This is a genomic window from Micromonospora yangpuensis, from assembly GCF_900091615.1.
Taxonomy (GTDB): domain Bacteria; phylum Actinomycetota; class Actinomycetes; order Mycobacteriales; family Micromonosporaceae; genus Micromonospora; species Micromonospora yangpuensis.
Window position 1 is genome coordinate 1,419,325 of the sequence record NZ_FMIA01000002.1, and the last position, 24,647, is coordinate 1,443,971.

Sequence of the window (24,647 nt, forward strand, 5' to 3'; positions counted from 1 at the left end):
GCGACCGGCGTACCCCCGTGCGCGGAATCCGGCATCCGGTCATCCGACCGGCCCGCCGGCGGGGCCGATGGCCACCGCCGCCGCGAGCACCCAGGAGCTGTGATGGACGCCGTGTTCCACGTACCCGCGCCGCACAACGAGCCGGTACGCACCTACGAGCCGGGGAGCCCGGAGCGGGAGCGGCTGCGACAACGGCTGACCGAGCTGGCCGCCGAGCAGATCGAGCTGCCGATGACCGTCGCCGGTGAGCAGCGGATGGCCGGCGGCGAGCGGATCGACGTGGTGCAGCCGCACCGGCACGCGCACGTGCTCGGGGTGACCGCGCACGCCACCCACGACGACGCCCGGGCGGCGGTCCGGGCGGCCAAGGAGGCCGCACCGATGTGGCGGGCGCTGCCCTTCGAGGAGCGGGCCGCGATCTTCCTGCGCGCCGCCGAGCTGCTCGCCGGCCCCTGGCGGGACACGCTCAACGCGGCGACGATGCTCGGTCAGTCCAAGACGGTGGTCCAGGCCGAGATCGACGCGGCCTGCGAGTTGATCGACTTCCTCCGGTTCAACGTGGGCTTCGGCCGGGAGTTGCTGGAACAGCAGCCGAACTCCTCGGCCGGGGTGTGGAACCGGTTCGACCACCGTCCGCTGGAGGGTTTCGTCTACGCGGTAACCCCGTTCAACTTCACCGCGATCGCCGGCAACCTGCCGTCGGCTCCGGCCCTGATGGGCAACACCGTGGTCTGGAAGCCGTCGCCGACCCAGCAGTTCGCGGCCCATTTCACCATGCGGTTGTTCGAGGCGGCCGGCCTGCCGCCGGGCGTGCTCAACATGGTCACCGGTCGGGGCGAGGAGGTCTCGGACGTGGTGCTGGCCGACCCGGACCTGGCCGGCATCCACTTCACCGGCTCCACGAAGGTCTTCCAGCAGCTCTGGCGCGGTGTCGGGGAGAACATCGCCGGCTACCGGGGGTACCCCCGGTTGGTGGGTGAGACCGGCGGCAAGGACTTCGTGGTCGCCCACCCCAGCGCCGACGTGGACGCGCTGCACACCGCGCTGATCCGGGGGGCCTACGAGTACCAGGGGCAGAAGTGCTCCGCGGCGTCCCGGGCGTACGTGCCGCGTTCGCTCTGGGACGGTGGCCTGGCCGACCGGCTGGCGGCCACCGCGGACTCGTTGACCTACGGCGACGTGACCGATTTCGGCAACTTCGGTGGCGCGGTGATCGACGCCAGGGCGTTCGCCCGACACACCGCCGCCCTGGAGTTGATCTCCAGCGACGACAGTTGCCGGGTCCTCGCCGGTGGGACCGCCGACGACTCGGTGGGCTACTTCGTCCGGCCGACGCTCTTCGAGTGCTCCGACGCCGCGCACGAGACCTTCACCACCGAGTACTTCGGTCCGATCCTCGGCGTGCACGTCTTCGACGACGCCCGCTTCGACGAGGTGGTCGACCAGGCCGAGTCGGTCGCGCCGTACGCGCTCACCGGGTCGATCTTCGCGACCGACCGCCGGGTGGTCGACTCCGTGGCCGAGCGGATGCGGTACGCGGCCGGCAACTTCTACGTCAACGACAAGCCGACCGGTGCGGTGGTCGGGCAGCAGCCCTTCGGTGGCGCGAGGGCCAGCGGCACCAACGACAAGGCCGGCTCCTGGCACAACCTGGTCCGCTGGACGTCCCCACGGACGATCAAGGAGACCTTCGTGCCGCCCACCGACCACACCTATCCGCACATGCGCTGACGGGCCGGCTCCGGCCCCCGGGTGTCCCCTGCGGAGGGGCTCCGGGGGTCGGGCGGAGCACCCCGCGGCGCTTTCCGGTGTCCCCTACGGAGAGGTTCCGGACCCGGATCGGACGATCCGGCCGCACCCGCAGTCAGGGTGACAGACTGTGATCTCGCGCACCGGAACCCGAACTGTCGCGCGCCGACAGTGCACATAGGAAGTCCTAGCGGGTGGCGAAATGGTGAAATCCTGGACGCCGGGACCGCAAAGTGGCAGCGTAATGGGCATGGCGGAATCCGGAGTCAACCCCACGGCGGCAGCTCTGCTCGGGCTGCTCCACGCGGGACCCATGACAGGCGGCCAACTGATGGCCGCCGCTGAGCGCCGACTGGCGCCGTACTGGTCGATGACGCGTAGTCAGGTCTACCGCGAGTTGCCGGTGCTGGCCGAGCGGGGTTTCGTACGTCTGGGCAAGCCCGGTCCACGGATGAGCCAGCCGTACGCGATCACTGCGGCCGGAAAACGGACATTTTCTCGCTGGTTGGCGGAAAATCCCGGGAAGGACACTGTCCGTAACCCCGTGGCACTGCGGATCGCTTTCGGCGACCTGCACTCGGCGAGCCAGCTGCGCAACCTCTACGCCTCGGCCAACGAGTACCACACCGAGGCGCTGGCGGCGGTCCGGGAGCAGGTGAAGAACGCCAAGAAGGAGGGCGAGACGTACGACGCCAGCGCGCTGGAGTTCGCCGTCGCCTACCACAAGGCCGCGCTGTCCTGGCTCAAAAGCGCCCCGGTCGGCTGACCGGGCCGCAGGCAGTACGCTTAGCTGTCGTGACCGCTGCCGATTACGCCGAACAGCTCAAGGAACTCGACGCGACCCTGCGCAACATCGAGGCCGTGCTCAACCTCGACCGGTTGCAGGAGGACAAGGCCCGGCTGGAGCAGGAGGCCTCCGCGCCGGACCTCTGGGACGACCAGGCCAAGGCGCAGCAGGTGACCACCCAGTTGTCGTACGTCAACGGGGAGATCAGCAAGCTGGGCAGCCTGCGCTCCCGGCTCGACGACGCGCGCGTCCTGCTGGAGCTGGCCGAGGCGGAGGACGACTCCGGGGTGCTCACCGAGGTCGAGGGTGAGATCACCGGCCTGACCAAGGCCATCCAGGAGATGGAGGTCCGCACCCTGCTCTCCGGTGAGTACGACTCCCGGGAGGCGCTGGTGGCCATCCGGGCCGGTGCCGGCGGGGTGGACGCGGCGGACTTCGCCGAGATGCTGCTGCGGATGTACCTGCGCTGGGCCGAGCGGCACGGCTACCCGACCGAGGTCTACGAGACCTCGTACGCCGAGGAGGCGGGGTTGAAGTCGGCCACCTTCGCGGTCAAGGTGCCGTACGCGTTCGGCACCCTCAGTGTCGAGTCGGGCACCCACCGGCTGGTCCGGATCAGCCCCTTCGACAACCAGGGGCGCCGGCAGACCAGCTTCGCCGGGGTGGAGGTGCTGCCGGTCACCGAGCAGACCGACCACATCGACATCCCCGAGAACGAGATGCGGGTGGACGTGTACCGCTCGTCCGGGCCGGGTGGCCAGTCGGTCAACACCACCGACTCGGCGGTACGGCTCACCCACATCCCGACCGGCATCGTGGTGACCTGTCAGAACGAGAAGTCCCAGCTGCAGAACAAGGCCTCCGCGCTGCGGGTGCTGCAGGCCCGGCTGCTGGAGCGCAAGCGGCAGGAGGAGCAGGCCAAGCTGGAGGGTCTGAAGACCGACGCCGCCGGCTCCTGGGGCGACCAGATGCGCTCGTACGTCCTGCACCCGTATCAGATGGTGAAGGATCTGCGTACCGAGCAGGAGACCGGCAATCCGAGCGCGGTCTTCGACGGTGAGCTGGACAGCTTCATCGAGGCCGGCATCCGGTGGCGCAAGCAGCGGCAGCTCGCCGGCGACAGCGCGTGACGGGTCGCGGGCGCTGCGCTTCTTCGATCTCCCGCTGACCGGGTATTTGGATGACTCGGCTCGCATCACCGGGGCGTAGCGCTTGGCGTTCCGATTACAGGGCGTAGACTCACCACCCGTGATTCAGCTTGAGCAAGTGACGAAGACGTACCCGAAGGCGTCCCGGCCTTCGCTCGACAACGTGTCCGTCTCGATCGAGAAGGGCGAGTTCGTCTTCTTCATCGGTCCCTCCGGCTCCGGCAAGTCGACCATCATCAAGTTGTTGCTGCACGAGGTCGCCCCGAACAAGGGGCGGGTCGTGGTCAACAGCAAGGACGTCACGTCGCTGCGGTCCTGGAAGCGTCCCCACTTCCGGCGGTCCATCGGCTGTGTCTTCCAGGACTTCCGGCTGCTGCCGAACCGCACCGCGTACGAGAACGTGGCCTTCGCCCTGGAGGTCATCGGCAAGACCAAGGCGGTCGCCCGCCGGGTCGTGCCGGAGGTGCTGGAGCTGGTCGGGCTGGGCGGCAAGGAGCACCGGTACCCGCACGAGCTCTCCGGTGGTGAGCAGCAGCGGGTGGCGGTGGCCCGGGCGTTCGTGAACCGACCGCTGATCCTGCTGGCCGACGAGCCGACCGGAAACCTCGACCCGGACACGTCCATCGAGATCATGCGCCTGCTGGACCGGATCAACCGCACCGGTACGACCGTCGTGATGGTGACGCACGACTCCAACATCGTGAACCAGATGCGCCGTCGGGTGATCGAGATCGAGAGCGGCCAGATCGTGCGCGACCAGGCCCGCGGCGTCTACGGGTGAACCGGCGCCCCACCCCTGCGAAGTCTGACGACGAACACCTCATGCCGGAGACCCGGAGGATCCCCCGATGCGCGTGAAATACGTCCTGTCCGAGGTACTGGTCGGGCTGTGGCGCAACGTGACCATGACCATCGCGATGATCATCACGATGGCGGTGTCGTTGACCATGCTCGGCGTCAGCGGCCTGGTCTACACCAAGGTCGCCGACATGAAGGACCTCTACTTCGAGAACGTCGAGGTCTCGATCTTCCTGACGCCCGAGGTCACCGAGGAACAGCGGGCCACGCTGGACACCCAGCTCAAGAGCGACCCACTGGTCCGGGAAGCCATCTACGTCGACAAGAACGAGGCGTACGAGCGCTTCAAGGACATGTACCGGGACGCTCCCGACCTGGTCTCCGCGGTGAAGCCGGACCAGCTGCCCGAGTCGTACCGGCTGCGGTTGGTCGACCCGGAGCAGTACAAGCAGATCGCCGACCAGTACACGTCCACCGAGGGGGTCGACCAGATCGTCGACCAGAGCCGGGTGCTCGACAAGATCTTCAACCTCTTCACCGCCGGGCAGAACGTCGCCCTGGTCGCCGCGATCGCGATGGCGATCGCCGCGCTCCTGCTGGTCGCGAACACCATCCAGGTGGCGGCGTACAGCAAGCGCCGGGAGGTGGCGGTGATGAAGCTGGTAGGTGCGTCGAACTGGTTCATCCAGGCCCCCTTCGTGCTGGAGGCGGTCGTCGCCGGCCTGATCGGCTCGGTGCTCGGCCTCGGCGCGCTGGTCGCGCTGAAGCGCTTCCTCTTCGACGGGGCGCTGAGCAGCCTGCAGGGCCTCTTCTCGCCGGTCAGCTGGGGTGAGATCTTCCTGACCTTCCCGCTGATGGCGGCGGTCGGCGGGCTGGTCAGCGCGATCACCGCCTGGGTCACCCTCCGCTTCTACCTGCGGGTCTAGTTACGGTACGGCGTCCGCACGCGGCTTGACGAGCCCTCCCGCACCGGAACAAAACGGTGCGGGAGGGCCGTTGTCGTTCGGGTAGCATGATCCCCGCCCGGCGGCCGGTCCGTCGGGTCGGAAGCTCGGGGTCGGAAGCTCGGAAGGGGGTGGCCCGATGCCACGGGAGAAGGGGCGCAAGGTCGTCGCCTCCAACCGGAAGGCGCGGCACGACTACTCGATCCTCGACACGTACGAGGCGGGGATGGCCCTGACCGGCACCGAGGTCAAGTCGCTTCGTGCCGGCCGCGCCTCGCTGGTGGACGCGTTCGCCCAGGAGCGCAGCGGGGAGCTGTACCTGCACGGGATGCACATCCCGGAGTACACCCAGGGCACTTGGACCAACCACGAGCCGCGTCGGACCCGCAAGCTGCTGCTCAAGCGGTTGGAGATCGACCGGCTGATCGGCAAGACCCGCGAGGGCGGGTTGACCATGGTGCCGTTGCAGGTCTACTTCTCCGACGGTTGGGCCAAGGTGGAGATCGCCCTGGCCAAGGGCAAGAAGTCGTACGACAAGCGGCAGGACCTCGCCAAGCGGGACGCGGACCGGGAGATCGCCCGGGTCGCCGGCCGGCGCGGCAAGGGAATGTCTGAGTAGTTTGCCCGGTTTGTCCCAGCGGGCCACTCCGGGCCGGGGCTCGGGGATGAAAGCTGTTGCCCGAGGCGTTAGTCTTGGGTGGTGCTGCCGATCCGGCAGCCCGTCGAGGGGGTGACTGGTTTCGACTTCGTGCGTTGCGGCAGGGGAAGCGAGCCGAGGAAGCCGACGTCGTCTCGATAATCGGTCGTCGGAAAACAATAAGCGCCAAGCAAAATCGCGCTGACTTCGCTCTCGCCGCCTGAGGCGAGTAGCAAGTCTGTCGGCCTGGGATTGCCTTCGACCCAGTTAGCCGGCATCAGCTAGGAGGCTGGCCAAGCGGACCCGGTCGCGGGGTCCGTGCGGCGAGATCAATCAGCGACTGGGCCCGTCACACCGACTCGCTCGCGTGATCGGAGGGGCCGAGTAGAGGCATAGCGAGCTGCGCTCGGAGAAGCCCTGACAAGGCGGCGAAGGACCCGGGTTCGATTCCCGGCACCTCCACCACCACCCGAGGCGCCCCGGTCCACCAGGACCGGGGCGCCTCGTCGTTTCGCCCCGCCGCCTCCGCCGCCCCGCCGCCTCCGCGGCAGGAGCAGGCTTCGCGGTCACAGCAGGGTCGGGATGTCGGTGCTGATCGGGACCGGGAGAATCGTGGGGCGGTCGGCGAGCAGGCCGGTGGCCAGGGCGTCACCGAGCTGGTCGGGGTCGTCGACCACGGTGGCGGCGCACCCGTAGCCCCGGGCCAGCGCGGTGAGGTCCAGGCCGGGCAGGTCCAGCCCGGGCACCCCAGGGGTCTCCTTCAACGCGGCGAAGGCCTTCAGGATGGCGTACTGCTGGTTGACCGGGACCACCACGACCAGGGGCAGCCGGAGTCGGGCGGCGGTCCACAGGGACTGGACCGAGTAGTGGAAGGAGCCGTCGCCGATCACCGCGACCACCGGGCGGCGCCGGCCCGTGTCGCGTTCGGCTAGGGCGATGCCGACCGCCGCCGGCAGGCCGAAGCCGAGGCCGCCGCTGGCCATCGTGAAGTACGACCCGGGCCGCCGGATCCAGAGCTGGCGGCGCAGCGCGGCCAGGTTGGAGGGTGACTCCTGCACCAGAACCCCGTCGGCGGGCCAGTGCCGGGCCAGCGCGGCGAAGAGCGCGTCGGCGGAGAGCGGGACGCCGGCCGGCGGTGTCTCCGGCGCGGGTCGGGGTGGCGGGTCGGGCCGGTCGGCGGAGGGCAGCAACTCCACCAGCGCGTCGAGGGTCAGTCCGGCGTCGCCGAGCAGGCTGTCGCCGACCGGAGCGCGGGCCGCCTCGGCGGGGTCGTCGGTGACGTGCAGCAGCCGGGTGCCGTCGGGCAGGTGGTCGCCGGGCACGTGGGGGTAGTACCGGAACACCGGCGCGCCGACGACCAGCACGGTGTCGTGGCCCCGTAGGGCCTCGGCGAGCGGCGCGATCGCGTACGGCAGGACGCCCCGGAAGTACGGGTGGTCCTCCGGGAAGCTGGCCCGCTCCGCGGCCGGTGCCGACCAGACCGGTACCCGCAGTTTCTCCGCCAACGCCACCGCCGCCGGCCACGCCAGGGCCCGGTCCACCGCCGCCCCGAGCACCAGCACGGGCGTGCGGCTGGCCGCCAGGATCTCGGCGAAGTCCCGCAGCCGTCGGGGGTCGGGGGCGTATCGGGTGGCGACGGCACGTACCGGTGGTGGCGGGTCGGCCGGCTGGTGCCAGTCGTCCAGTGGCAGGGAGAGGAAGACCGGGCCGGCCGGGGGTTGCACCGCGGTGGCGTACGCCCGCATCACCGCCGCCGGGATGTCCTGGGCGCGTACCGGTTCGTGGCTCCACTTCACGTACGGCTGGACCAGCTCGGTGGCGCGGGGGCTGGCCAGCCGGGGCTCCAACAGCAGCATCTCCCGACTCTGCTGGCCGGCGGTGACCAGCAGCGGGGTGCGGTTGTGCCAGGCGGTGACCAGGTTGCCCATCCCGTTACCGGTGCCCGGGGCGGTGTGCAGGTTGACGTGCGCGGGTCCCCGGGTGGCCTGGGCGTAGCCGTCGGCCATCGCCACCGCCGAGGCCTCCTGGAGGGCCAGCACGTAGTGGAAGTCGGCGGGGAAGTCCTGCAGGAAGGGTTCCTCGGTGGAGCCGGGGTTGCCGAAGACGGTGGTCAGGCCGAGTTCCCGCAGCAGGTCGTAGGTCGTGTCGCGGACCGTGGCCATCGTCACCCGCCTCCTGTCTGCGCCGCCACCTCAGCCGAATCTATCCGGATAAGTCTCGCAAAAGGCGCTTTTGGCTCGTGTCCCGTACTCCTTGATCTTGTTGATCACCGCCGGCCGGACCTTAGCCAGCGCGGGAAGGGCAAGCTATGGTGCCAGGCATGGCGTTGACAGCGCGGAGGACCCGGGTGGACGGTGCGCCCCCGGCACGGCGATCGCCGTCCGGAATCGGGGCGGCCGGAGGTGGCCCGCGACGCCGGGGTGGCCAGGTGGCAGCGCGGTTGACCGATGGTTGACATGCAGGGAGAGGGGCAGGCGATCGGCGGTCGTGCGATGGAGTCGATGGCCGGCCGGCTGCTGGTGGCGACCCCTGCGCTCAAGGATCCGAACTTCGACCGGACCGTGGTGATGCTGGTGGCGCACGAGCCGGGCGGGGCGCTCGGCGTGGTGCTCAACCGGGCCACCGAGGTGCCGGTCGCGGACGTGCTCGGCGCCTGGAGCGACCTGGCCCGGCATCCGGCGGTGCTCTTCGAGGGCGGCCCGGTCCAGCCCGACTCGGCGATCTGCCTGGCCCGCCTGCGTAACCCGGTACGCCGGCTGCGCGGCTTCCACCAGGTCGCCGGGGCGATCGGCACGATCGACCTGTCGGTCGACCCCGACCGGCTCCGGGAGAACGTCGCCGGGATCCGGGTCTTCGCCGGTTACTCCGGCTGGGGCGCGGGCCAGTTGGAGCAGGAGATCGAGGAGGGCTCCTGGTTCGTGCTGGACGCCCTGCCCGGGGACGCCTTCGTCGACCGGCCGGACGACCTCTGGCCGATGGTGCTACGCCGGCAGGGCGGGATGATGGCCGCCGTCGCCCACTTCCCGCCGGACGTGGCGTTGAACTGACCCGGGGAGCACCCCCGCGTTTCGACCGCGGCGGTCGGGATGTGTATAGTTTCGCCAGTGCCCGGGCGACCGGGACAGCAGCAGGGGGCCGTGGCGCAGCTGGTAGCGCACCACACTGGCAGTGTGGGGGTCAGGGGTTCGAGTCCCCTCGGCTCCACCCCGAGCAGCAACTCAGCGGCCTGGTCGAGCAATTCCGACCAGGCCGCTGATTCGTTTCCGTCCCGGCGTGGTACTCCGTTCACCCGGGGTGTCACCGTCAGTTGTCGCAGCCCGGGTGGCCTCTGAAACGCGTGATAGGTTTCGCCGATGGGTCAGCCATCCTCCGGCAGCAGCGTGGTAACCGGGCACGTCGATCGGGTAGCCGACTACTACGACGCCAACACCCGGCGCTTTCTGCGCTTCGGCGAGTCGACCGAGGCGATCCATCGCGGAGTGTGGCTGCCGGGAGTGGCGAATGCGGCCGAGGCCGGGGACACGGTCAACCGGCTGGTGGTCGAACGCCTGAGTGACCACGTGCCGGTGCCCGAGGGGCGGGTGCTCGATCTGGGTTGTGGTGTCGGCGCGACGGTGGTGCGTATCGCCCGGACGATCGACGCCCGGGTGGCCGGTGTGACGATCAGCCGGGTGCAGGCCGAGATCGCCGAGCGGCGGTTGGCGGCCGAAGGCCTGACCGAGCGGTGCCACATTGTCCGTGGTGACTTCGCCGAGCTTCCCCCTGAGCCGCGTTACCACGCCATGGTCGCCATCGAGTCCATGGTGCATTCACCGTCGTTGGCCGAGCTGATCCCGACGTTGGCCGAGCGCCTGGAGCCGGGCGGCCGGTTGGTCCTGTGCGACGACTGGATGACCGACAAGGATCGCGGACTGCCGGCCCGTGAACGGTGCCTGGACCAGTTCCGTGCCGGCTGGCGGGTCGGCAGCCTGCACAGCGTCTCCGAGTTGACCGAGATGGGCCAGCGCGCCGGGTTGCGCCTGTTGGAGAACGTGGATCTCACCGCACACCTGCGCCTGGGCCGGCCCCGGGACCGGGTGATCGACGTGGTCGTGGGGGCCACCGGTGCCCTGCCCCGGGTGCGTGACCGCCTGGTCGAGACGCCGTTCTGGGCCAACATGATCGGCGGCTCGGCGTTGCAGGCCGGACTGTCCCGGCGCTGGATCGAGTACCGCCTGTTGGTCCTCGAACGCACGGTCAAGTGAGTGTTCTGCGTCACACATTGAACTGTTGGGAATCCAGAGTCCTTTTAGCCCGTTCTCGGGTCGGATTCCCGTTGCGATGAACCGATCCGGGCGCCGGGTGCCCTTCGTCGCCGCTCGCCTGGTGCTACGTATCGGGTGGGGATCTGTACGCAGAGTGCTGGTTGTGGGCCCCGGGGTGGGCTGCGGACGCCCGTCCGGCTTTCGTCATCCGGCCGAATTTTGCGCCGCTCACTACCCTGTTCGATGATCCCGAGCGTGGGCACCAGTCGAGAGCGATAAGGGCAGCAGATGAGTGACAGTTACCCTCCGTACGGAGGGCAGCCGGACCCGAACGCCACCCCGTGGAGCGGGCCCCCGGCCCAGCAGAGCGGCTACCCCGCCTACGGACATCCAGGTCAAGGTCAGCCCGCTCACCTGGGCGCTCCGTTCCCGCCGCCACCGCAGAAGTCGAACAAGGGCCTGATCATCGGGCTCTCGATCGGTGCCGCGGTCATCCTGCTCCTCGCGCTCTGTGGTGCCGGCATCGCGTTCGCCCTGGCCGGCGGCGACGACGAGCCGGATCCGATCGCCTCGCAGAGCACCCCCGCCGAGGGCGGGGGCGAGAGCCCGCAGCCGGGTGGCGAGAACACCCCCGGCCCGCAGGAGTCCACCCCGCAGGAGGCGCCGCCGAACAACAACGCGGTGACCGCCCGCTACTCCAGTGACTTCTCCTCGGTCTGCGACGGCAGCCCGATCCTGAACGCCGCCACCTACACCAGCGGCGGCTCCGGGGCCAAGGCGTACACCTTCTCGAACAACCCCGAGCGGCTGACCACCTGGTCGACCCGGTCGGTCAGCTCCAGCAAGAGCTACTACGCCCGGTCGACCGAGTTCGAGTCGGTCTCCGTGGTCGGCTGCCTGAAGTTCGTCGAGGGCAGCGAGGGTGAGCCCAGGAAGTGCGACTACAAGGACAGCGACGACAAGCCGGTCTCGGTCTCCTACATCTCGTCGCGGTACACGCTCACCTTCCACGCGGCCAAGACCGCCGAGAAGATCGGCGACGGCGGCACGGTGAACGCCCCGGCCAACCGTTGCCCGAGCTTCATCTCGTACAACCGGACCACCATGAAGGCGTACGCGGCGCCGGACGCCGGCAGCATCGAGGCCGCCCTGGACAAGTTCCTGTCCTGAGGCAGCGCACCACCGGCAGGCTGAGCAGACACCAGCAGGCTGAGCAGGCACCAGCAGGACGAGCGGTACCGGCCGGGCCGGGGCGGGGAGACCGCCCCGGCCCGGCCGCGTTCGTCGTGCCGGTCCCTCGATAGGCTCGGGCCGACCAGCGGGCCCCGACCGGGTGGGTCGCGTGACGAGGAGGCTGGCCGGCACCGTGGCGCGGACGTTGAGGATCACCACCCGGAACGCCACCTTCCAGCAGTGGCAGGCGCTGCTGACCAACCGCACCAAGCGGCAGCGGGCCGGTGAGTTCCTGGTCCAGGGGGTACGGCCGATCTCGCTGGCGGTCCGGCACGGTTGGCCGGTGCGTACCCTGCTCTGCCCGGACCGGGTGGCACTGTCCCGGTGGGCCGGTGACCTGTTGGACACCGTCGACGCCACCCGGGCGGTGCTGGCTCCGGAGCTGCTGCGTGAGCTGGGCGGCAAGGACGAGGACGCACCGGAGCTGCTCGCGGTGGTCGAGCTGCCCGCCGACCGGCTGGACCGGATCCCGACCGGCCCGGACCCGCTGGTGCTGGCCTTCGACCGGCCCACCACGCCGGGCAACATCGGCACCATGGTCCGCTCGGCCGACGCGTTCGGCGCGGCCGGGGTGATCGTCACCGGGCACGCCGCCGACCCGTACGACCCGAAGGCGGTCCGGGCCAGCACCGGCTCGCTCTTCGCCGTACCGGTGGTCCGGGTGCCGAGCCACCGGGAGGCGCTGGAGTGGGTGGCCTCGGCGCGTACCGCCGGGGTCGAGGTGACCGTGGTCGGCACCGACGAGTCCGGCGACGTCGACATCGCCGGAGCGGACCTGACCGGCCCCACGCTCGTCGCCGTCGGCAACGAGACGCACGGCCTCAGCGCGGCCTGGCGACAGTCCTGCGACCGGATGGTACGGATCCCGATCAGCGGCTCGGCGAGCTCGCTGAACGCGGCGACCGCGGCGACGGTGGCCCTGTACGAGGCGACCCGGCAACGCGCCGCACGCCGCTGAGTCGCACCTCTTGAAGGAAACGTCCGTCCACTGACAAACCCCTCGACCGTAACGGCGGAAGGCGCTGGCTAACGCCTCTGCGGCGATCTGGACCGCCTCTGTTGCCCGACCGGCATGGGGGTGGTTCGTCGTTGGATGACCAACCCCGCCGACTGCACGAAGATCGACCGTCGAGCCACCGCGTCGCCCGTGGCGTCAAGCTGGTAGCCGTCGAGCCAACACCACCCGTTGTAGGTGGTCCGGGTCCAGTCCTCGATCACGCGGATGACTCGGAACATGATCGGGTTGACGAACTGCACGCTGGCGGCTCTGGTCACCTGCACCAGGTCACCCGCCATCGGTAGGAGCGCGCTCACCGCAGGTTCCTCACCGTCCGCCAGGCCAGAAGCTGAGCACGAGAGACGGTGACCCGAGGAAACCAGCCGTCCGGGCGGCACCGTTGACAGCGCCCGAAGGTGTGGTCATCGAGAACCAACCAGGCCACCTGGACCCGGAACGGCACCTCGGGCTCAGTCATCGGTCCTCACCCGGCCAATGCCCCCGGTTGATCGGGATGCGGTGTCTGACCCGGCACGGCAGTTCTGAGCCGCACCGGCAGACCCACCGCCACTTGACCCAGGACCACACCGGCCGATGTCGGCGGGCCAGCGTGAGGGCTACCGCCGTCAGGTACTCCGCGTATGTGACCCGTCGAGACATGTCCACCTCCGGCTACTGCGGCACCCCGGCCCGCCGAGCCCCGCTCCACCGAACCGGGGGCACCGCGTGACCGATCCCACACCCACAGCTGCCCGGTGTCAACTAGGGCACGCCCTACAGGGCAGGTCTTTAGGGTCGCGCCCTACAGGGCGGGGTGCGTAAGGCAGGCCCTAAGGGGTAGGACTCACTGTGCCTACCTTGTGGGACATGGGCGAGGAGGAAGTCCCAGGCCCGCTTGTAGGAGCGGCTGAGATTCAGGACATGCTGGGCGTGAGCCGGTCGCGGTTCCGGCAGATCATCCTGCTGCCCAGATTCCCGAAGCCGTTCCAGAAGCTGATCGGCGGCTCGGTGTGGCTGCGGTCCGACGTTGAGGCATACATCCGGGACTACCGCCGCCCCAAGCCGGCGGACGACGACGACTAGCATCAAGCCCGGGCAGCCGACGTCCGTTTTGTGACAGCGACGGCGTCGGATCCGCAGGTTGTGGCAGCCCGGGTCGAACCTTTGCCGTCCCGGCCGCGTACCAGTGGCGGGAGGTCGAAGCCGTGACCGTACGCCGAACGCTCGCCGCCGTCGGGGTCGCCGCCGCCGCGGTGCTGTTCACCGGGGCGGCCGTGGTGCTGCCGCCCACCGGGCCGGCCTCGGCGCACGGTGCTCCCGTCGACCCGGTGAGCCGGTCGGCCGGCTGCGCGCCGGGCAGCCCGGCGGCCGACACCCCCGCCTGCCGGGCGGCAGTGGCGGCCGGGGCGGCGCTGCGCGAGTGGGACAACATCCGGGTGTACGGGGTGGCCGGCCGGGACCGGGAGGTGATCCCGGACGGTGAGCTGTGCAGCGGCGGCCTGTCGGCGTACCGGGGACTGGACCTGCCCCGGGTGGACTGGCCGACCACCGAGCTGACCGGCGGCAGCGCCTTCACCTTCCGCTATCGGAACACCGTCGAGCAGCGGGGCACCTTCCGGCTCTACCTCACCGTCGACGGCTATGACCCGAACGCGCCGTTGACCTGGGCGGACCTGGACCGGCTGCCGTTTCTGCGGGTGACCGACCCGCCGGTGCGGGGTGGGGAGTACCGGGTGTCGGGGATCCTGCCGGCGGGGCGGACCGGGCGACACCTGATCTACACCGTCTGGCAGAACTCCGACACTCCGGACACCTACTACTCCTGCTCGGACGTGCTCCTCCGGTCCGCCGGTGACGACCGTGCTGCCCCGTCGTCGGGTGACGACCGTGCTGCCCCGTCGTCGGTCAGTGCCGTCGACGCGGCGGTGGAGACACCGTCGGGTACGGCGTCGGCGGCACAGACCGATCCGGGGGTGCCGGTGGCGTCGGTGACCGCGACCGCCCAACTGCCCGGGGGCCGGCCGTTGCTGGTCGGTGCCGCGGTGGTGGTGGTTCCGCTGCTGGTCGGCATGGCCGCCGTGCGATTGCGGCGACCCCGGCCGGTGGCTCCCGGTCGACCGTGTCAGGTGCGTAACCACCGGGTCGGTAAACGCCGGATCTGGTGATCGGGTCACCGAAACAAGAATGGCGCTCACAGATGGAATTTGCGACCGGGAAAGCGCTTGTCGTCGTTCACTATTAGAATAATATTCTCGTTATTTGTGGACTCTGAGCTGCCTCTTTAGCTGCACAATGCGAACTTGTCGAGGTCTCTTTCGGTCGACCATGCGACCGGAAGGGACGTGGACCCCTGCGCTTAACTCGCTCTACTCTCTGCGTATTCTCGCCATTCACCGATGATGTGGCGTACGTGAAAATCGATTCACGTCACGGTTCCCGGCGAGCATTCAGGAATGGCCCACCGTCCTTTGCGGCGGTGAGTGCTGCTGTCCACGCGGAGCCCGGAGGGTTCAATGACAACTGCCGCGACCGGTCACCCGGCGGTTCGCCGGCCAGACGACGACGCGCCACGGACCCTGCACGAGCCGCCGGTGGGCGGCCGGATCCGGCTCACCGTCCTGGTGCCCACCCGTAACGAGGCGGGCAACGTGGCGGAGCTGTTGAACCGGCTCGTCCCGGCGGTGGCCACCATCGGCGCGGAGATCCTCGTCGTCGACGACAGCGACGACGACACCCCGGCGGTGCTGGCCCGGCACGCCGCCGGCGCGACGGTGCCGGTCCGCCTGCTGCACCGGCCGGCCCAGCGCCGAAGCGGTGGACTGGGCGGCGCGGTGCTCGCCGGCGCGCACCACGCCCGGGGGGAGTGGGTGCTGGTGATGGACGGCGACCTGCAACACCCACCGGAGGCCGCCGCCGCGCTGGCGGCCGTCGCGTTGCGGCACGACGTCGACGTGGTGATCGGCACCCGGTACGCCGGCCACGGCTCCCGGGGTGGGCTCGGCGGCCTGCTGCGCGAGCTCACCTCGGTCGGTGCGACCCGGCTGGCCAAGAGTCTCTTCCCGCTCCGGCTGGCCACGGTCAGCGACCCGATGAGTGGCCTGTTCGTCTTCCGCCGCTCGGCGGTCCGGCTGGACCGGATGCATCCGCTCGGCTTCAAGGTCCTGTTGGAGCTGTTGGTCCGGCACCCCGGTGCCCGGGTCGCCGAGGTGTCCTACGAGATGGAGAAGCGCCACGCCGGCCACTCCAAGGCCTCGCTGTCCGAGGGCGTCGCCTTCCTGCGGCACCTCAGCCGGTTGCGCGGGCAACGCCTGGTGGGGCAGATCCGGCAGCGTCCACGGACCATCCGTGAGCGCTTCCACGAGCTGTTCCGGATGGTCGCCTTCGGTCTGGTCGGGCTCTCCGGGATGGTGGTGAACACCGCGGCGCTCTGGTTCTTCTACGAGCCCGCCCAGCTGCACCACCTGGTGGGCGCGACGCTGGCCACCCAGCTCTCCACCTCGTGGAACTTCCTGCTGGTGGACAACCTGATCTACCGCGGCCAACGGCGTGGCTCGCTACCTGCCCGGGCGTTCCGGTTCTTCCTGCTCAACAACGTGTTGCTGCTGGTCCGGCTGCCGGTGCTGCAGGCCCTGGTCTGGGCCGGGGTGGGTGTGCTGGCCGCCAACGCGGTCACCCTGGTCGCGCTCTTCCTGGTCCGGTTCCTGATCAACGACCGGGTCATCTACAGCGCCGACGACCGGGGACGCCGGGACCCGGTGTGCCTGCTGGTCGCCTTCGGCGCGGCCGAGCGCGTCACCCCGCCCTCCCGGCGGCGGTACCAGTACCTGCCGTACCGCTACGACGTGGCCGGCGTGGTCACCATCGGTTCCCAGATCATGTTGCCGGAGCTGGAGTTCTTCCGGGCCCAGTGGGTGGCCGACGCCGACCTGGACATCAAGGTCCGGGTCGACGACGTCGGGGGCCGAGGCCCGCAGCGCCGCGCCGCGATGACCCAGTGCGCCCAGCAGGACGTGCTGCGGTACACCGAACAACTGGGCCGGCTGGGGGCGAACTTCCGGATCCAGCTCGGCCCACCGATCGACATCCGGGTGGGCCCGCTGCTGGCCCGCTCGCCGCACGTGGTCTACACCAACATCCTGGAGGCGCTGCTGCGCTTCGTGATGGTCTCGCGCGGCCACATGCTCCTGCACTCGGCCTGCGTCACCCTCGACGGCGTCGGCGTGATGCTCTCCGCGCTCACCGACACCGGCAAGACCGCCACCGTGCTGCGGCTGCTGCGCGACGACGGCGGGCTGTTCCTCTCCGACGACATGACCATCGTCCGGCCGGACGGGGTGGCGCACTGCTTCCCCAAGCCGCTGACCATCAGCTCCCACACGCTGCGCGCGGTGCAGGCGCAGGACCTCACCCCGGGAGAGTGGCGGCGGTTGCAGCTGCAGAGCCGGCTGCACTCCAAGGGCGGCCGGTCGCTGGCGCTGACCCTGAGTCGGTTCAACCTGCCGATCATGGGCATCAACGCGGTCACCCAACTGCTGGTCCCACCGCCGAAGTACAGCGTGGACCGGTTGGTGCCCTGCCGCATCGGGACCACCACCCGGGTCGAGGAGCTCTTCGTCATCGAACGCGGTACGCCCGCGATCAGCGAGCTGACCCCCGCCGAGACGGTGCAGCGGATGATCCAGAACACCGACGACGCGTACGGTTTCCCGCCGTTCCGGTACCTCGCCCCCTCGTTGACCATCGGCGGGCTCAGCTACCCGCAGCTGCGCGAGCGGGAGCTGGAGATCCTCACCGGCTTCCTGACCCGGGTCCGCAGCCGGGTGATCGCCTCGGACCGGTTCGGCTGGGCCGACGACATTCCCGACCTGCTGCGCCAGGAGCGCCCGGAGGCGGCCGTCGGGGTCGTACCGGCGCAGGGTTGGCCCCGCTGGAGTGCGGACCTGGCCACCGCCGGGGGCGGCGCATGAGGGTGCTCAAGGCGCCGAGCTGGGTGGTACCCGGGCAGCGGCGGCGGACCGCGGACCAGCCGGCGGCGGCGGTCCGGCGGGTGCGGTGGCCGGTGGTCGGCGCGCTGCTGGCGATCGCGACCCTGGCGGTGCTGGTGCGGACCTGGCAGCTGGACAGCTTCGGCTTCAACAGCGACGAGGCGGTGTACGCCGGGCAGGCGGCCTCGCTGGCCGGCAACCCCCGCTACACCCCGCACTTCCCGGTCTTCCGGGCCCACCCGATGCTGGTCCAGGCGGTGCTGTCGCCGTTCTTCCGCACCGGTGAGGCCGACCTGGTCGGGCGGCTGGTGGTGGCCGCGTTCGGGGTGGGCACCGTGCTGGCGGTCTACCCCCTGGGCACCCGGCTGTACGGCCGCCGGGTCGGTCTGGTGGCGGCGCTGCTGCTCGCGGTCATGCCGTACCACGCCACCGTGACCCGGCAGGTGCTGCTGGACGGGCCGATGCTCTTCTTCAGCACGCTCACCCTCTACTGCCTGGTGCGCTACGTGCAACGCCAGCAACTGCTCTGGTACGTGGCGACGGCGGCGATGCTCGGCCTCACCATGCTCGCCAAGGAGACCAGCGTGGTGTTGGCCGGCAGCGTCTACGCGTTCCTGGCGTTGACCCCGGCGGTGCGCCGGCCGATCCGGGCCACCTTCTTCGCCCTGCCGGTGCTGGCGGTCGTCTTCGCGGTGCACCCGCTCTCCCAGGCGCTGGCCGGCCGGAGCAGCACCGGTCGCAACTACCTGGTCTGGCAGCTGTTCCGCCGCCCCAACCACCCGCCGGAGTTCTATCTCAGGACCGTGCCGGTGGCGATGGGGCTGCTGCTGGTGGCCGCCGCGGTGGTCGCGCTGGTGTGGAGCGCCCGCCGGTGGACCTGGCGGGAGACCCTGTTGCTGTCCTGGATCGCGGTGCCGGTGCTGTTCTTCCAGCTCTGGCCGGTCAAGGGCTTCCAGTACCTGCTGCCGGTGGCGATCCCGATGGTGCTGCTGGCCGGCCGGGCGCTGGTGGCCGTACCCGCGCCGACCCGGCTGCGTCGACCAGGATGGCTGAGCTGGCCGGGATGGCTGCGCCGGTCCGCCGGCGGTGGGCCGGTGCGGGGTGTCCGGGTCGCCCTCGTCGCCGTGGTGGTGCTGAGTCTGGCCGTACCGTGCTGGAAGGTGGTCAGCCCGCCGGGCGGGACGACCTTCCTGGCCGGCTCCGGTGGCGTGCCCGGCGGCCGGGAGGTCGGCCGGTGGTTGATGGCCAACACCCCCGAAGGGGCGGTCATCCTGACCCTCGGCCCCTCGATGGCCAACATCGTGCGCTACTACGGGCACCGGGAGAGCTACGGGCTCTCGGTCAGCCCGAACCCGTTGCACCGCAACCCGTCCTACGTCCCGTTGAACAACCCGGACAACCGCCTGCGCAGCAACGACCTGCACTACGTGGTCTGGGACTCCTTCTCGGCCGGCCGGTCGGAGTTCTTCGCCCAGCGGCTGATGATCCTGGTCCGTCGCTACCACGGGCGGGTGGTGCACACCGAGTACGTCGACCAGCCCGACTCCTCGGGCCGGCCGGTGCCGGTACCCGTGATCGTCGTCTACGAGGTGCGGCCGTGACCGCCCTCCCGCCCCGACGCCGGGGCATCCATGGAAGGAAATCGATGACTGACCCCGGTGCCCGTACCGGTCGCCGCCGGCTGACCTCGGCCGCCGCGCTGCTGCTCGCCCTCCTGCTGGCCAACCTGGCCCCGGCCGGTGCGGCGCTGGCGGCCCCCGCCGCCGGGCGGGCCACCACGACGCCGATCGACCACTTCATCTTCCTGATGCAGGAGAACCACACCTTCGACAACTACTTCGGTACCCGGGAAGGGGTCGACGGCATCCCGAAGGACGTCTGCATGCCGGTCAAGGCCGGCCAGCCGGAACCCTGCGTCACCCCGTTCCACATCGGCGACCTGGGTGCGATCGACCTGGACCACTCCGCCGAGGCGTTCCGGCAGCAGTACAACGGCGGCCGGATGGACGGCTTCGTCGAGGGGGTGAGCAGCCAGGGCAAGGACGGCAAGATGGCGATGGCCTACTACGACGACCGGGACCTGCCGTTCTACTGGAACGTCGCCGACGAGTACGTGCTCTTCGACCGCTTCTTCAGCTCGTCGAACTCCGGCAGCATCCGCAACCACATGTACCGGGTGACCGGCGGACCCGGCGCGGCCGGCAAGGCGGAGACCATCCCGGCGCAGGGCTGGGGCGACATCCCGACCATCTTCGACCGGCTGGAGGCCGCCGGCATCAGCTGGAAGTTCTACGTGCAGAACTACGACCCGACGATCACCTTCCGGTCCCGGGTCGAGGAGGAGAACATCGACCGCGGGGCGCAGGTCATCTGGGTGCCGCTGCTGGCCTACGCGCGGTACGTCGACGACCCCAGGCTCTCCAGCAAGATCGTGGACCTGGACGAGTACTACACCGACGCGGCCACCGGCAACCTGCCCGCGGTCTCGTTCGTCGCGCCGTCGGGCAACAGCGAACACCCGCCGGGCAACATCGCCTCCGGGCAGAACCTGGTCCGCTCGTTGATCACCCAGCTGATGCGCTCACCGGCCTGGCCCTCGTCGGCGTTCCTCTGGTCCTACGACGACTGGGGCGGCTGGTACGACCACGTCAAGCCACCGCAGGTCGACCGCTACGGGTACGGCTTCCGGGTGCCCACCCTGCTGGTCAGTCCGTACGCTCGGCGCGGGTACGTCGACTCGACCACCCTCGACTTCACCTCGGCGCTGAAGTTCATCCAGGTCAACTGGGGGGTCGAACCGTTGGCCGAGCGGGACGCCAAGGCGGAGACCTTCCTCGGCGCGTTCGACTTCCGGTCACCACCACGCCCCGCCGTGCTGCTCGGCACCGAACGGGAACCGGCCGCCGTGCACCGACCCGATCCGGTGCCCGTCTACGCCTCGTACGCCACCGCACTGGGGCTGGTCGGCACGCTGCTCGGGGTGGCCCTGGTCCGCGGGAGGCGAGTCCGGTGACCGCGCGTCGATGGCTCTGGCGGTGCCTGGTACCGGCCGGTCCGGTGGTGCTGGCGGTGCTCCTGCTGCCCGGCACCGCGCCGGCCGCGCCCGCCTCGGCGCTGCCCGGCACGCTGCGCCTGCAACTGGTTCCGCCGATGGCCGGGGTGACGGCGAAGGTCGACGGCGACACCGCCCGGTCCGACCGGCTGGGCCGGATGAAGCTGCGGGTGCGTAACTTCACCGGCCTGGACGACCGGCTCTCGGTGCTGCCGACCACCGTCGCCGAGGGCCGTCGGGTGGTCTTCGACCGGACCCGGGGCAGCGTCGACCACGGGGTCCGGGGACGGATCGTCGAGGTGGGACTGCGCACCATCCGGCAGGTGCACTGGAACTTTCTGAACCGCTTCGACGAGGCGGTGCCGATCGACCGGGTCAGCACCATGCGGTTGCGCAGCAACACCGGCGAGATCTTCAACCTCGCGGGCAGGCAGCTGCGCGAGCCGCTCTGGGTGGCCGAGAGCCGTACCCAGCAGGGTCCGCGCGGGCTCGCCTCGAAACGGCTGTACTACGTGGTGGACGACGTGGTCGTGGACGGCGCCTCGGTGGTGAACCGGGCCGGGCAGAAGTTCGTGCCGTGGGACCTGCAGAGCTGGACCGTACGGTTGCTGTTCTACCGGGTGTCCTTCACCGCCACCGACATGTTCTTCGGCTGGTCCGCCGGTGACGGCATCGCGCTCACCAGGGCCGACGGCCGCGTCGAGCGGCTCCGGTTCGCCGCCGACCGCACGGCCGTCGTGCCCGACCTGCCCCGGGGTACGTACACCGTCACGGTCGCCGGTGGCGGGGTGTCCTTCGCCCGGCCGGTCAGCATCAGCCGGGACCAGCAGGTGGTCCTCACCGTGATCACCCCGTTCGACCTGGGGCTGGTCGTCGCCGGGCTGCTCACCCTCGCCATCGGTGTGGTCCTGATCGGTCGCCCGCACCTGCGGCGACGGCTGCGCTGGCGGCGCGGATCCGGTACCGGCCCGCCGTGGCGGCCCCGGCAACGCCGGGAACGCCCACCGGCCCGCCCGGACCGGCACGCGGTGACCACCGGCGCTGCCGCCGCGGCGGCCGTGCTGCTCGCCGGCCTGCTCTGCCCGGTGCCGGCCCGGCCGGCGTGGGCCGCGGTGCCGGCCCGGCCGGCGATGGCCGCGGTGCCGGCCCGGTCCGGGTCGGCCGGTGCGTCGACGGTGCGCCCGACCCCGGTGCTGGCGCACTACTACATCTGGTTCAACGCGACCTCCTGGAACCGGGCGAAGGTCGACTACCCGGCGCTGGGCCGGTACTCCAGTGACGACACCGAGATCATGCGCCGGCACGTCCGGATGGCCAAGGCGGCCGGCATCGACGGCTTCCTGGTCTCCTGGAAGCGCACCCCGCTGCTGGACGACCGGCTCGCCAAGCTGGTCGAGGTGGCCGCCGCGGAGGACTTCCGGCTGGGCATCGTCTACCAGGGCATCGACTTCTCCCGGAACCCGTTGCCGCTGGCCACGGTCCGCGCCGACCTGCGGTACTTCACCCAGCGGTACGCGGCCGAGCCGGTGTTCGACATCTTCGACCGACCGGTGGTGATCTGGAACGGCAGCGAACGGTTCGACCCCGACGAGATCGCCGAGACCACCCGCGAGGCCCGCCGGGACCTGCTGGTCCTCGGCACGGCGAAGAACGTCGAGGCGGTCGAGTCGAGCCGGTCGGCGCTGGACGGCCAGGCGTACTACTGGTCGTCGGCGGATCCGGAGAGCGACCGGGTGGCCGACCGGCTCGACGCGATGGCCCGCGCCGTACGGCAGGGCGGTGGCCTGTGGATCGCGCCGGTGACCCCGGGCTTCGACGCCCGGTTGATCGGTGGTCGACGGCAGGTGGGTCGCCGGGACGGCGAGACGCTGCGGGCCTCCTTCGCCGCCGCCCGGCACTCCGCGCCCGACGCGATCGGGGTGATCAGCTGGAACGAGTTCAGCGAGAACACCCACATCGAGCCCAGCGAACGCTTCGGCGCGACGTACCTGCGGGTGCTGGCCGACCTGCTGGAGGTCTCCCTCGACCCGGACGTGTCCCCGGAGAGCAGCCAGGCCGACGGCGAGTACCGGGCGCTGCCGCCCTGGGTGGCGCTGCTGGCCGGGGCCGGCGTGCTGGCCCTGGGGCCGGCGGGCCTGCTGATCCGGCGACGCCGCACCCGGGTTGCCGCCACCGCGACCGCCGCCAGCGGTCCCACCGCCGCGTCCGCCGATGGCGGGCCGGCCACCGATGCTCACGGCTCGACGGGGAGCCGGGGGAAGGATGTCTGACGTGATCAACCGCTGATCGGGGCGGCTCGCCACCGGTGCCGTCGCCGCCCCGGCACTGGCACGTGGGGAGTTGCCATGTCACGAGCGAGCCGCACCGTCCGTCGAGCGCTACCGGTGCTCGTCCTGCTGCTACCGACCCTGCCCCTGCCCGCCGCGGCGGGCACCACACCGGCCCTGCCCGCCGCGGCGGGCACCACACCGGCCCTGCCCGCCGCGGTGGGCACCACACCGATCCACCGGGCCGGCGCGACGGCCCACGGCACCGCTTCGCCGGCCCGGCACCGCTTCGCCGGCCCGGCACCGCTTCGCCGGGCCGGCGTCGTCGGCGGCCCCCACCGTCCACCATCCGGTCGCCGACAGCTGGGTGGACAGCATCAACCCGGCCCGCAACTACGGCACCGGCAGGTACCTGAAGGTCGACGGTTCGCCCCGGGAGGTGACGTACCTGCGCTTCGAGGTGACGACCGCCGGATCGACCCCCTCGGCGGTGCTGCGGGTGTACGCCGAGACGGCGAGCAGCACCGGTTTCGCCGTACACCCGGTGGAAGACGGTGCCTGGGGCGAGACGACCATCACCTACCTGACCGCGCCGGCGGTCGGTGCGGTGGCCAACAGCACCGGACCGGTGTCGGCCGGCCGGTGGGTGTCGGTGGACGTGTCGTCGCTGGTGACCGGGAACGGGCCGGTCACCATCGCCCTGACCACCAGCAACGACACCGGCATGAAGCTGACCAGCCGGGAGGGGACCAACCGGCCCGAGCTGGTCGTCCCCGGGCCGGCGAACCCCTCGCCGTACACGGTCAGTCGCAGCGGTGACACGTACCGGGCGGTGTCGGCGGCGGCCGGCCCGACCTTCACCGGCAGCCTCAAGTCGGTGGTGGAGAGCGCGGTGGCCGAGCTGAACCCGCTCGGCGGCGGCACCGTCACCTTCGGGGCCGGCACCTTCGACTTCGGCTCGCAGTACCTGAAGCTGGAGAGCATCCGCAACATCATCTTCGCCGGGGCGGGCATGACCGCCACCGTGCTGCGTAACAGCAGCTCCGCCGCCGCGGACACCGAACCGTTCAACACCAAGGGACTCAACGGGGTGGTGATCCGGGACCTGACCGTCCACGCTGGTGGCCCGGCCCGCACGACAAGCGACGCCCTCGACTTCGACGACGGCAACAACGTGTTGGTGGAACGGGTCCGGGTGACCGCCTCCCGGGGACGCGGTGTCGTCTTCGACGGCAAGAACCAGACCTGGTCGTCGATGGGCAACACGGTACGCGACTGCGAGATCACCGGCACCGCGAGCGACGGGATCGAGCTGCTGGCCAGCAGCGGTAACACCGTCTCCGGCTGCTCGATCAGTGCCGTCGGCGGCCACGGCATCCAGATCAACCGGGCCTCGTCCGGCGCCGACCAGCCCAACAAGACGGCCGACCACAACATCGTCAGCGACAACACGATCGACCAGGCAGGTCAGGACGGGATCAACGTCGACAGCGGCAACGACAACCGGATCGCCGACAACCACATCACCGACAGCGCCAACGTCACACCCAACCACGACGGCATCCGGATCGCCACGATCAGCGGGGTGAGCTGCACCGACAACATCGTCACCGGCAACGTGGCCATCGACAACCAGGCGGTGAAGACCCAGCGGTACGGGCTGCACATCACCTCCGCCGGCTGCGTGCGGACGGTGGTCGGCACCGGCAACGACTTCACCGGGAACAAGCTCAACGCGATCCGCGACATGGGCACCGACACCCTCTACCGCTGACGCCCACGGTGGCCGTCCGACCGGTTCCGACC

Annotated in this window: 19 protein-coding genes, 1 tRNA gene and 1 other RNA gene; 19 read left to right on the top strand and 2 right to left on the bottom strand. The window is 70.5% G+C overall.

The genetic code is table 11. The features are described 5' to 3' along the window. Positions 1 to 102 precede the first annotated feature (102 nt). The 7 genes from pruA to ssrA all read left to right on the top strand — a co-directional run bounded on the left by pruA (position 103) and on the right by ssrA (position 6,528). Positions 103 to 1,731 carry an L-glutamate gamma-semialdehyde dehydrogenase gene (gene pruA / locus GA0070617_RS06700; RefSeq protein ID WP_091434957.1) on the top strand — a complete coding sequence of 543 codons (1,629 nt, stop codon included), beginning with the start codon at positions 103 to 105 and terminating at the stop codon, positions 1,729 to 1,731. Positions 1,732 to 1,999: 268 nt separating this feature from the next. Beyond that, complete coding sequence (locus tag GA0070617_RS06705) at positions 2,000 to 2,515, top strand: helix-turn-helix transcriptional regulator (RefSeq protein ID WP_091446014.1); 516 nt, start codon at positions 2,000 to 2,002, stop codon at positions 2,513 to 2,515. 29 nt (positions 2,516 to 2,544) lie between these two features. Beyond that, positions 2,545 to 3,666 (top strand): peptide chain release factor 2, encoded by a 1,122-nt coding sequence (gene prfB / locus GA0070617_RS06710; RefSeq protein ID WP_091434959.1) that lies wholly within the window; start codon positions 2,545 to 2,547, stop codon positions 3,664 to 3,666. Positions 3,667 to 3,784: 118 nt separating this feature from the next. Then, positions 3,785 to 4,465 carry a cell division ATP-binding protein FtsE gene (ftsE, locus tag GA0070617_RS06715; protein ID WP_091434961.1) on the top strand — a complete coding sequence of 227 codons (681 nt, stop codon included), beginning with the start codon at positions 3,785 to 3,787 and terminating at the stop codon, positions 4,463 to 4,465. Positions 4,466 to 4,532: 67 nt separating this feature from the next. Next, complete coding sequence (gene ftsX / locus GA0070617_RS06720) at positions 4,533 to 5,408, top strand: permease-like cell division protein FtsX (RefSeq protein WP_091434963.1); 876 nt, start codon at positions 4,533 to 4,535, stop codon at positions 5,406 to 5,408. Positions 5,409 to 5,565: 157 nt separating this feature from the next. Then, positions 5,566 to 6,045 carry an SsrA-binding protein SmpB gene (smpB, locus tag GA0070617_RS06725; protein ID WP_091434964.1) on the top strand — a complete coding sequence of 160 codons (480 nt, stop codon included), beginning with the start codon at positions 5,566 to 5,568 and terminating at the stop codon, positions 6,043 to 6,045. Positions 6,046 to 6,152: 107 nt separating this feature from the next. Beyond that, positions 6,153 to 6,528, top strand: a transfer-messenger RNA (tmRNA) gene (gene ssrA, locus GA0070617_RS06730). Positions 6,529 to 6,629: 101 nt separating this feature from the next. Here ssrA and mdlC read toward each other — a convergent pair. Then, positions 6,630 to 8,225: a benzoylformate decarboxylase gene (gene mdlC / locus GA0070617_RS06735; RefSeq protein WP_091434966.1), complete on the bottom strand. Its 1,596-nt coding sequence runs from the start codon at positions 8,223 to 8,225 to the stop codon at positions 6,630 to 6,632. A gap of 294 nt (positions 8,226 to 8,519) precedes the next feature. Here mdlC and GA0070617_RS06740 point away from each other — a divergent pair, with 294 nt between their 5' ends. From GA0070617_RS06740 to GA0070617_RS06760, 5 genes are all read left to right on the top strand, one after another. Beyond that, a complete protein-coding gene (locus GA0070617_RS06740) occupies positions 8,520 to 9,110 on the top strand; it encodes a YqgE/AlgH family protein (protein WP_091434968.1) in 591 nt (196 codons plus the stop codon). Between the two features lie 84 nt (positions 9,111 to 9,194). Beyond that, positions 9,195 to 9,267: transfer RNA gene (locus GA0070617_RS06745), tRNA-Ala, on the top strand. Positions 9,268 to 9,416: 149 nt separating this feature from the next. After that, entirely contained in the window at positions 9,417 to 10,307 is an 891-nt protein-coding gene (locus tag GA0070617_RS06750) for an SAM-dependent methyltransferase (protein ID WP_091434970.1), read from the top strand. 288 nt (positions 10,308 to 10,595) lie between these two features. Continuing rightward, entirely contained in the window at positions 10,596 to 11,477 is an 882-nt protein-coding gene (locus GA0070617_RS06755; protein ID WP_091434972.1) for a flagellar basal body-associated FliL family protein, read from the top strand. Positions 11,478 to 11,673: 196 nt separating this feature from the next. Beyond that, positions 11,674 to 12,498: a TrmH family RNA methyltransferase gene (locus GA0070617_RS06760; protein ID WP_091446016.1), complete on the top strand. Its 825-nt coding sequence runs from the start codon at positions 11,674 to 11,676 to the stop codon at positions 12,496 to 12,498. A 68-nt stretch (positions 12,499 to 12,566) separates the two neighbouring features. Here GA0070617_RS06760 and GA0070617_RS06765 read toward each other — a convergent pair whose 3' ends face one another. Next, positions 12,567 to 12,836 carry a hypothetical protein gene (locus GA0070617_RS06765; RefSeq protein WP_091446018.1) on the bottom strand — a complete coding sequence of 90 codons (270 nt, stop codon included), beginning with the start codon at positions 12,834 to 12,836 and terminating at the stop codon, positions 12,567 to 12,569. Positions 12,837 to 13,404: 568 nt separating this feature from the next. Here GA0070617_RS06765 and GA0070617_RS06775 point away from each other — a divergent pair. The 7 genes from GA0070617_RS06775 (at position 13,405) to GA0070617_RS06805 (ending at position 24,615) form a co-directional block, all read left to right on the top strand. Further along, positions 13,405 to 13,620 (top strand): helix-turn-helix transcriptional regulator, encoded by a 216-nt coding sequence (locus tag GA0070617_RS06775; protein WP_091446020.1) that lies wholly within the window; start codon positions 13,405 to 13,407, stop codon positions 13,618 to 13,620. Positions 13,621 to 13,742: 122 nt separating this feature from the next. Next, entirely contained in the window at positions 13,743 to 14,702 is a 960-nt protein-coding gene (locus tag GA0070617_RS06780; RefSeq protein ID WP_091434976.1) for a lytic polysaccharide monooxygenase auxiliary activity family 9 protein, read from the top strand. Positions 14,703 to 15,050: 348 nt separating this feature from the next. Continuing rightward, entirely contained in the window at positions 15,051 to 17,504 is a 2,454-nt protein-coding gene (locus GA0070617_RS06785) for a glycosyltransferase (protein ID WP_091434978.1), read from the top strand. Beyond that, positions 17,501 to 19,123: an ArnT family glycosyltransferase gene (locus GA0070617_RS06790; protein ID WP_091434981.1), complete on the top strand. Its 1,623-nt coding sequence runs from the start codon at positions 17,501 to 17,503 to the stop codon at positions 19,121 to 19,123. Before GA0070617_RS06785 ends, GA0070617_RS06790 begins: the two co-directional genes overlap by 4 nt. 44 nt (positions 19,124 to 19,167) lie before the next feature. Beyond that, positions 19,168 to 20,535 (top strand): alkaline phosphatase family protein, encoded by a 1,368-nt coding sequence (locus GA0070617_RS06795; RefSeq protein WP_175440455.1) that lies wholly within the window; start codon positions 19,168 to 19,170, stop codon positions 20,533 to 20,535. Then, a complete protein-coding gene (locus tag GA0070617_RS06800; RefSeq protein WP_091434984.1) occupies positions 20,532 to 22,844 on the top strand; it encodes an endo-1,3-alpha-glucanase family glycosylhydrolase in 2,313 nt (770 codons plus the stop codon). The genes GA0070617_RS06795 and GA0070617_RS06800 overlap by 4 nt, the downstream gene beginning before the upstream one ends. Before the next feature lie 70 nt (positions 22,845 to 22,914). Then, positions 22,915 to 24,615 (top strand): right-handed parallel beta-helix repeat-containing protein, encoded by a 1,701-nt coding sequence (locus tag GA0070617_RS06805; protein ID WP_425312152.1) that lies wholly within the window; start codon positions 22,915 to 22,917, stop codon positions 24,613 to 24,615. The last annotated feature ends 32 nt before the right edge of the window (positions 24,616 to 24,647 follow it).

Bases quoted from the DNA above. Each gene is read 5' to 3' on its own strand.
- GA0070617_RS06755 (WP_091434972.1), top strand. From the start codon at position 10,596: ATGAGTGACAGTTACCCTCCGTACGGAGGGCAGCCGGACCCGAACGCC.
- smpB (WP_091434964.1), top strand. From the start codon at position 5,566: ATGCCACGGGAGAAGGGGCGCAAGGTCGTCGCCTCCAACCGGAAGGCG.
- GA0070617_RS06795 (WP_175440455.1), top strand. From the start codon at position 19,168: ATGACTGACCCCGGTGCCCGTACCGGTCGCCGCCGGCTGACCTCGGCC.
- GA0070617_RS06790 (WP_091434981.1), top strand. From the start codon at position 17,501: ATGAGGGTGCTCAAGGCGCCGAGCTGGGTGGTACCCGGGCAGCGGCGG.
- GA0070617_RS06765 (WP_091446018.1), bottom strand. From the start codon at position 12,836: ATGGCGGGTGACCTGGTGCAGGTGACCAGAGCCGCCAGCGTGCAGTTC.
- pruA (WP_091434957.1), top strand. From the start codon at position 103: ATGGACGCCGTGTTCCACGTACCCGCGCCGCACAACGAGCCGGTACGC.
- mdlC (WP_091434966.1), bottom strand. From the start codon at position 8,225: ATGGCCACGGTCCGCGACACGACCTACGACCTGCTGCGGGAACTCGGC.
- GA0070617_RS06775 (WP_091446020.1), top strand. From the start codon at position 13,405: ATGGGCGAGGAGGAAGTCCCAGGCCCGCTTGTAGGAGCGGCTGAGATT.
- GA0070617_RS06750 (WP_091434970.1), top strand. From the start codon at position 9,417: ATGGGTCAGCCATCCTCCGGCAGCAGCGTGGTAACCGGGCACGTCGAT.
- GA0070617_RS06785 (WP_091434978.1), top strand. From the start codon at position 15,051: ATGACAACTGCCGCGACCGGTCACCCGGCGGTTCGCCGGCCAGACGAC.
- ftsX (WP_091434963.1), top strand. From the start codon at position 4,533: ATGCGCGTGAAATACGTCCTGTCCGAGGTACTGGTCGGGCTGTGGCGC.
- GA0070617_RS06740 (WP_091434968.1), top strand. From the start codon at position 8,520: ATGCAGGGAGAGGGGCAGGCGATCGGCGGTCGTGCGATGGAGTCGATG.
- GA0070617_RS06705 (WP_091446014.1), top strand. From the start codon at position 2,000: ATGGCGGAATCCGGAGTCAACCCCACGGCGGCAGCTCTGCTCGGGCTG.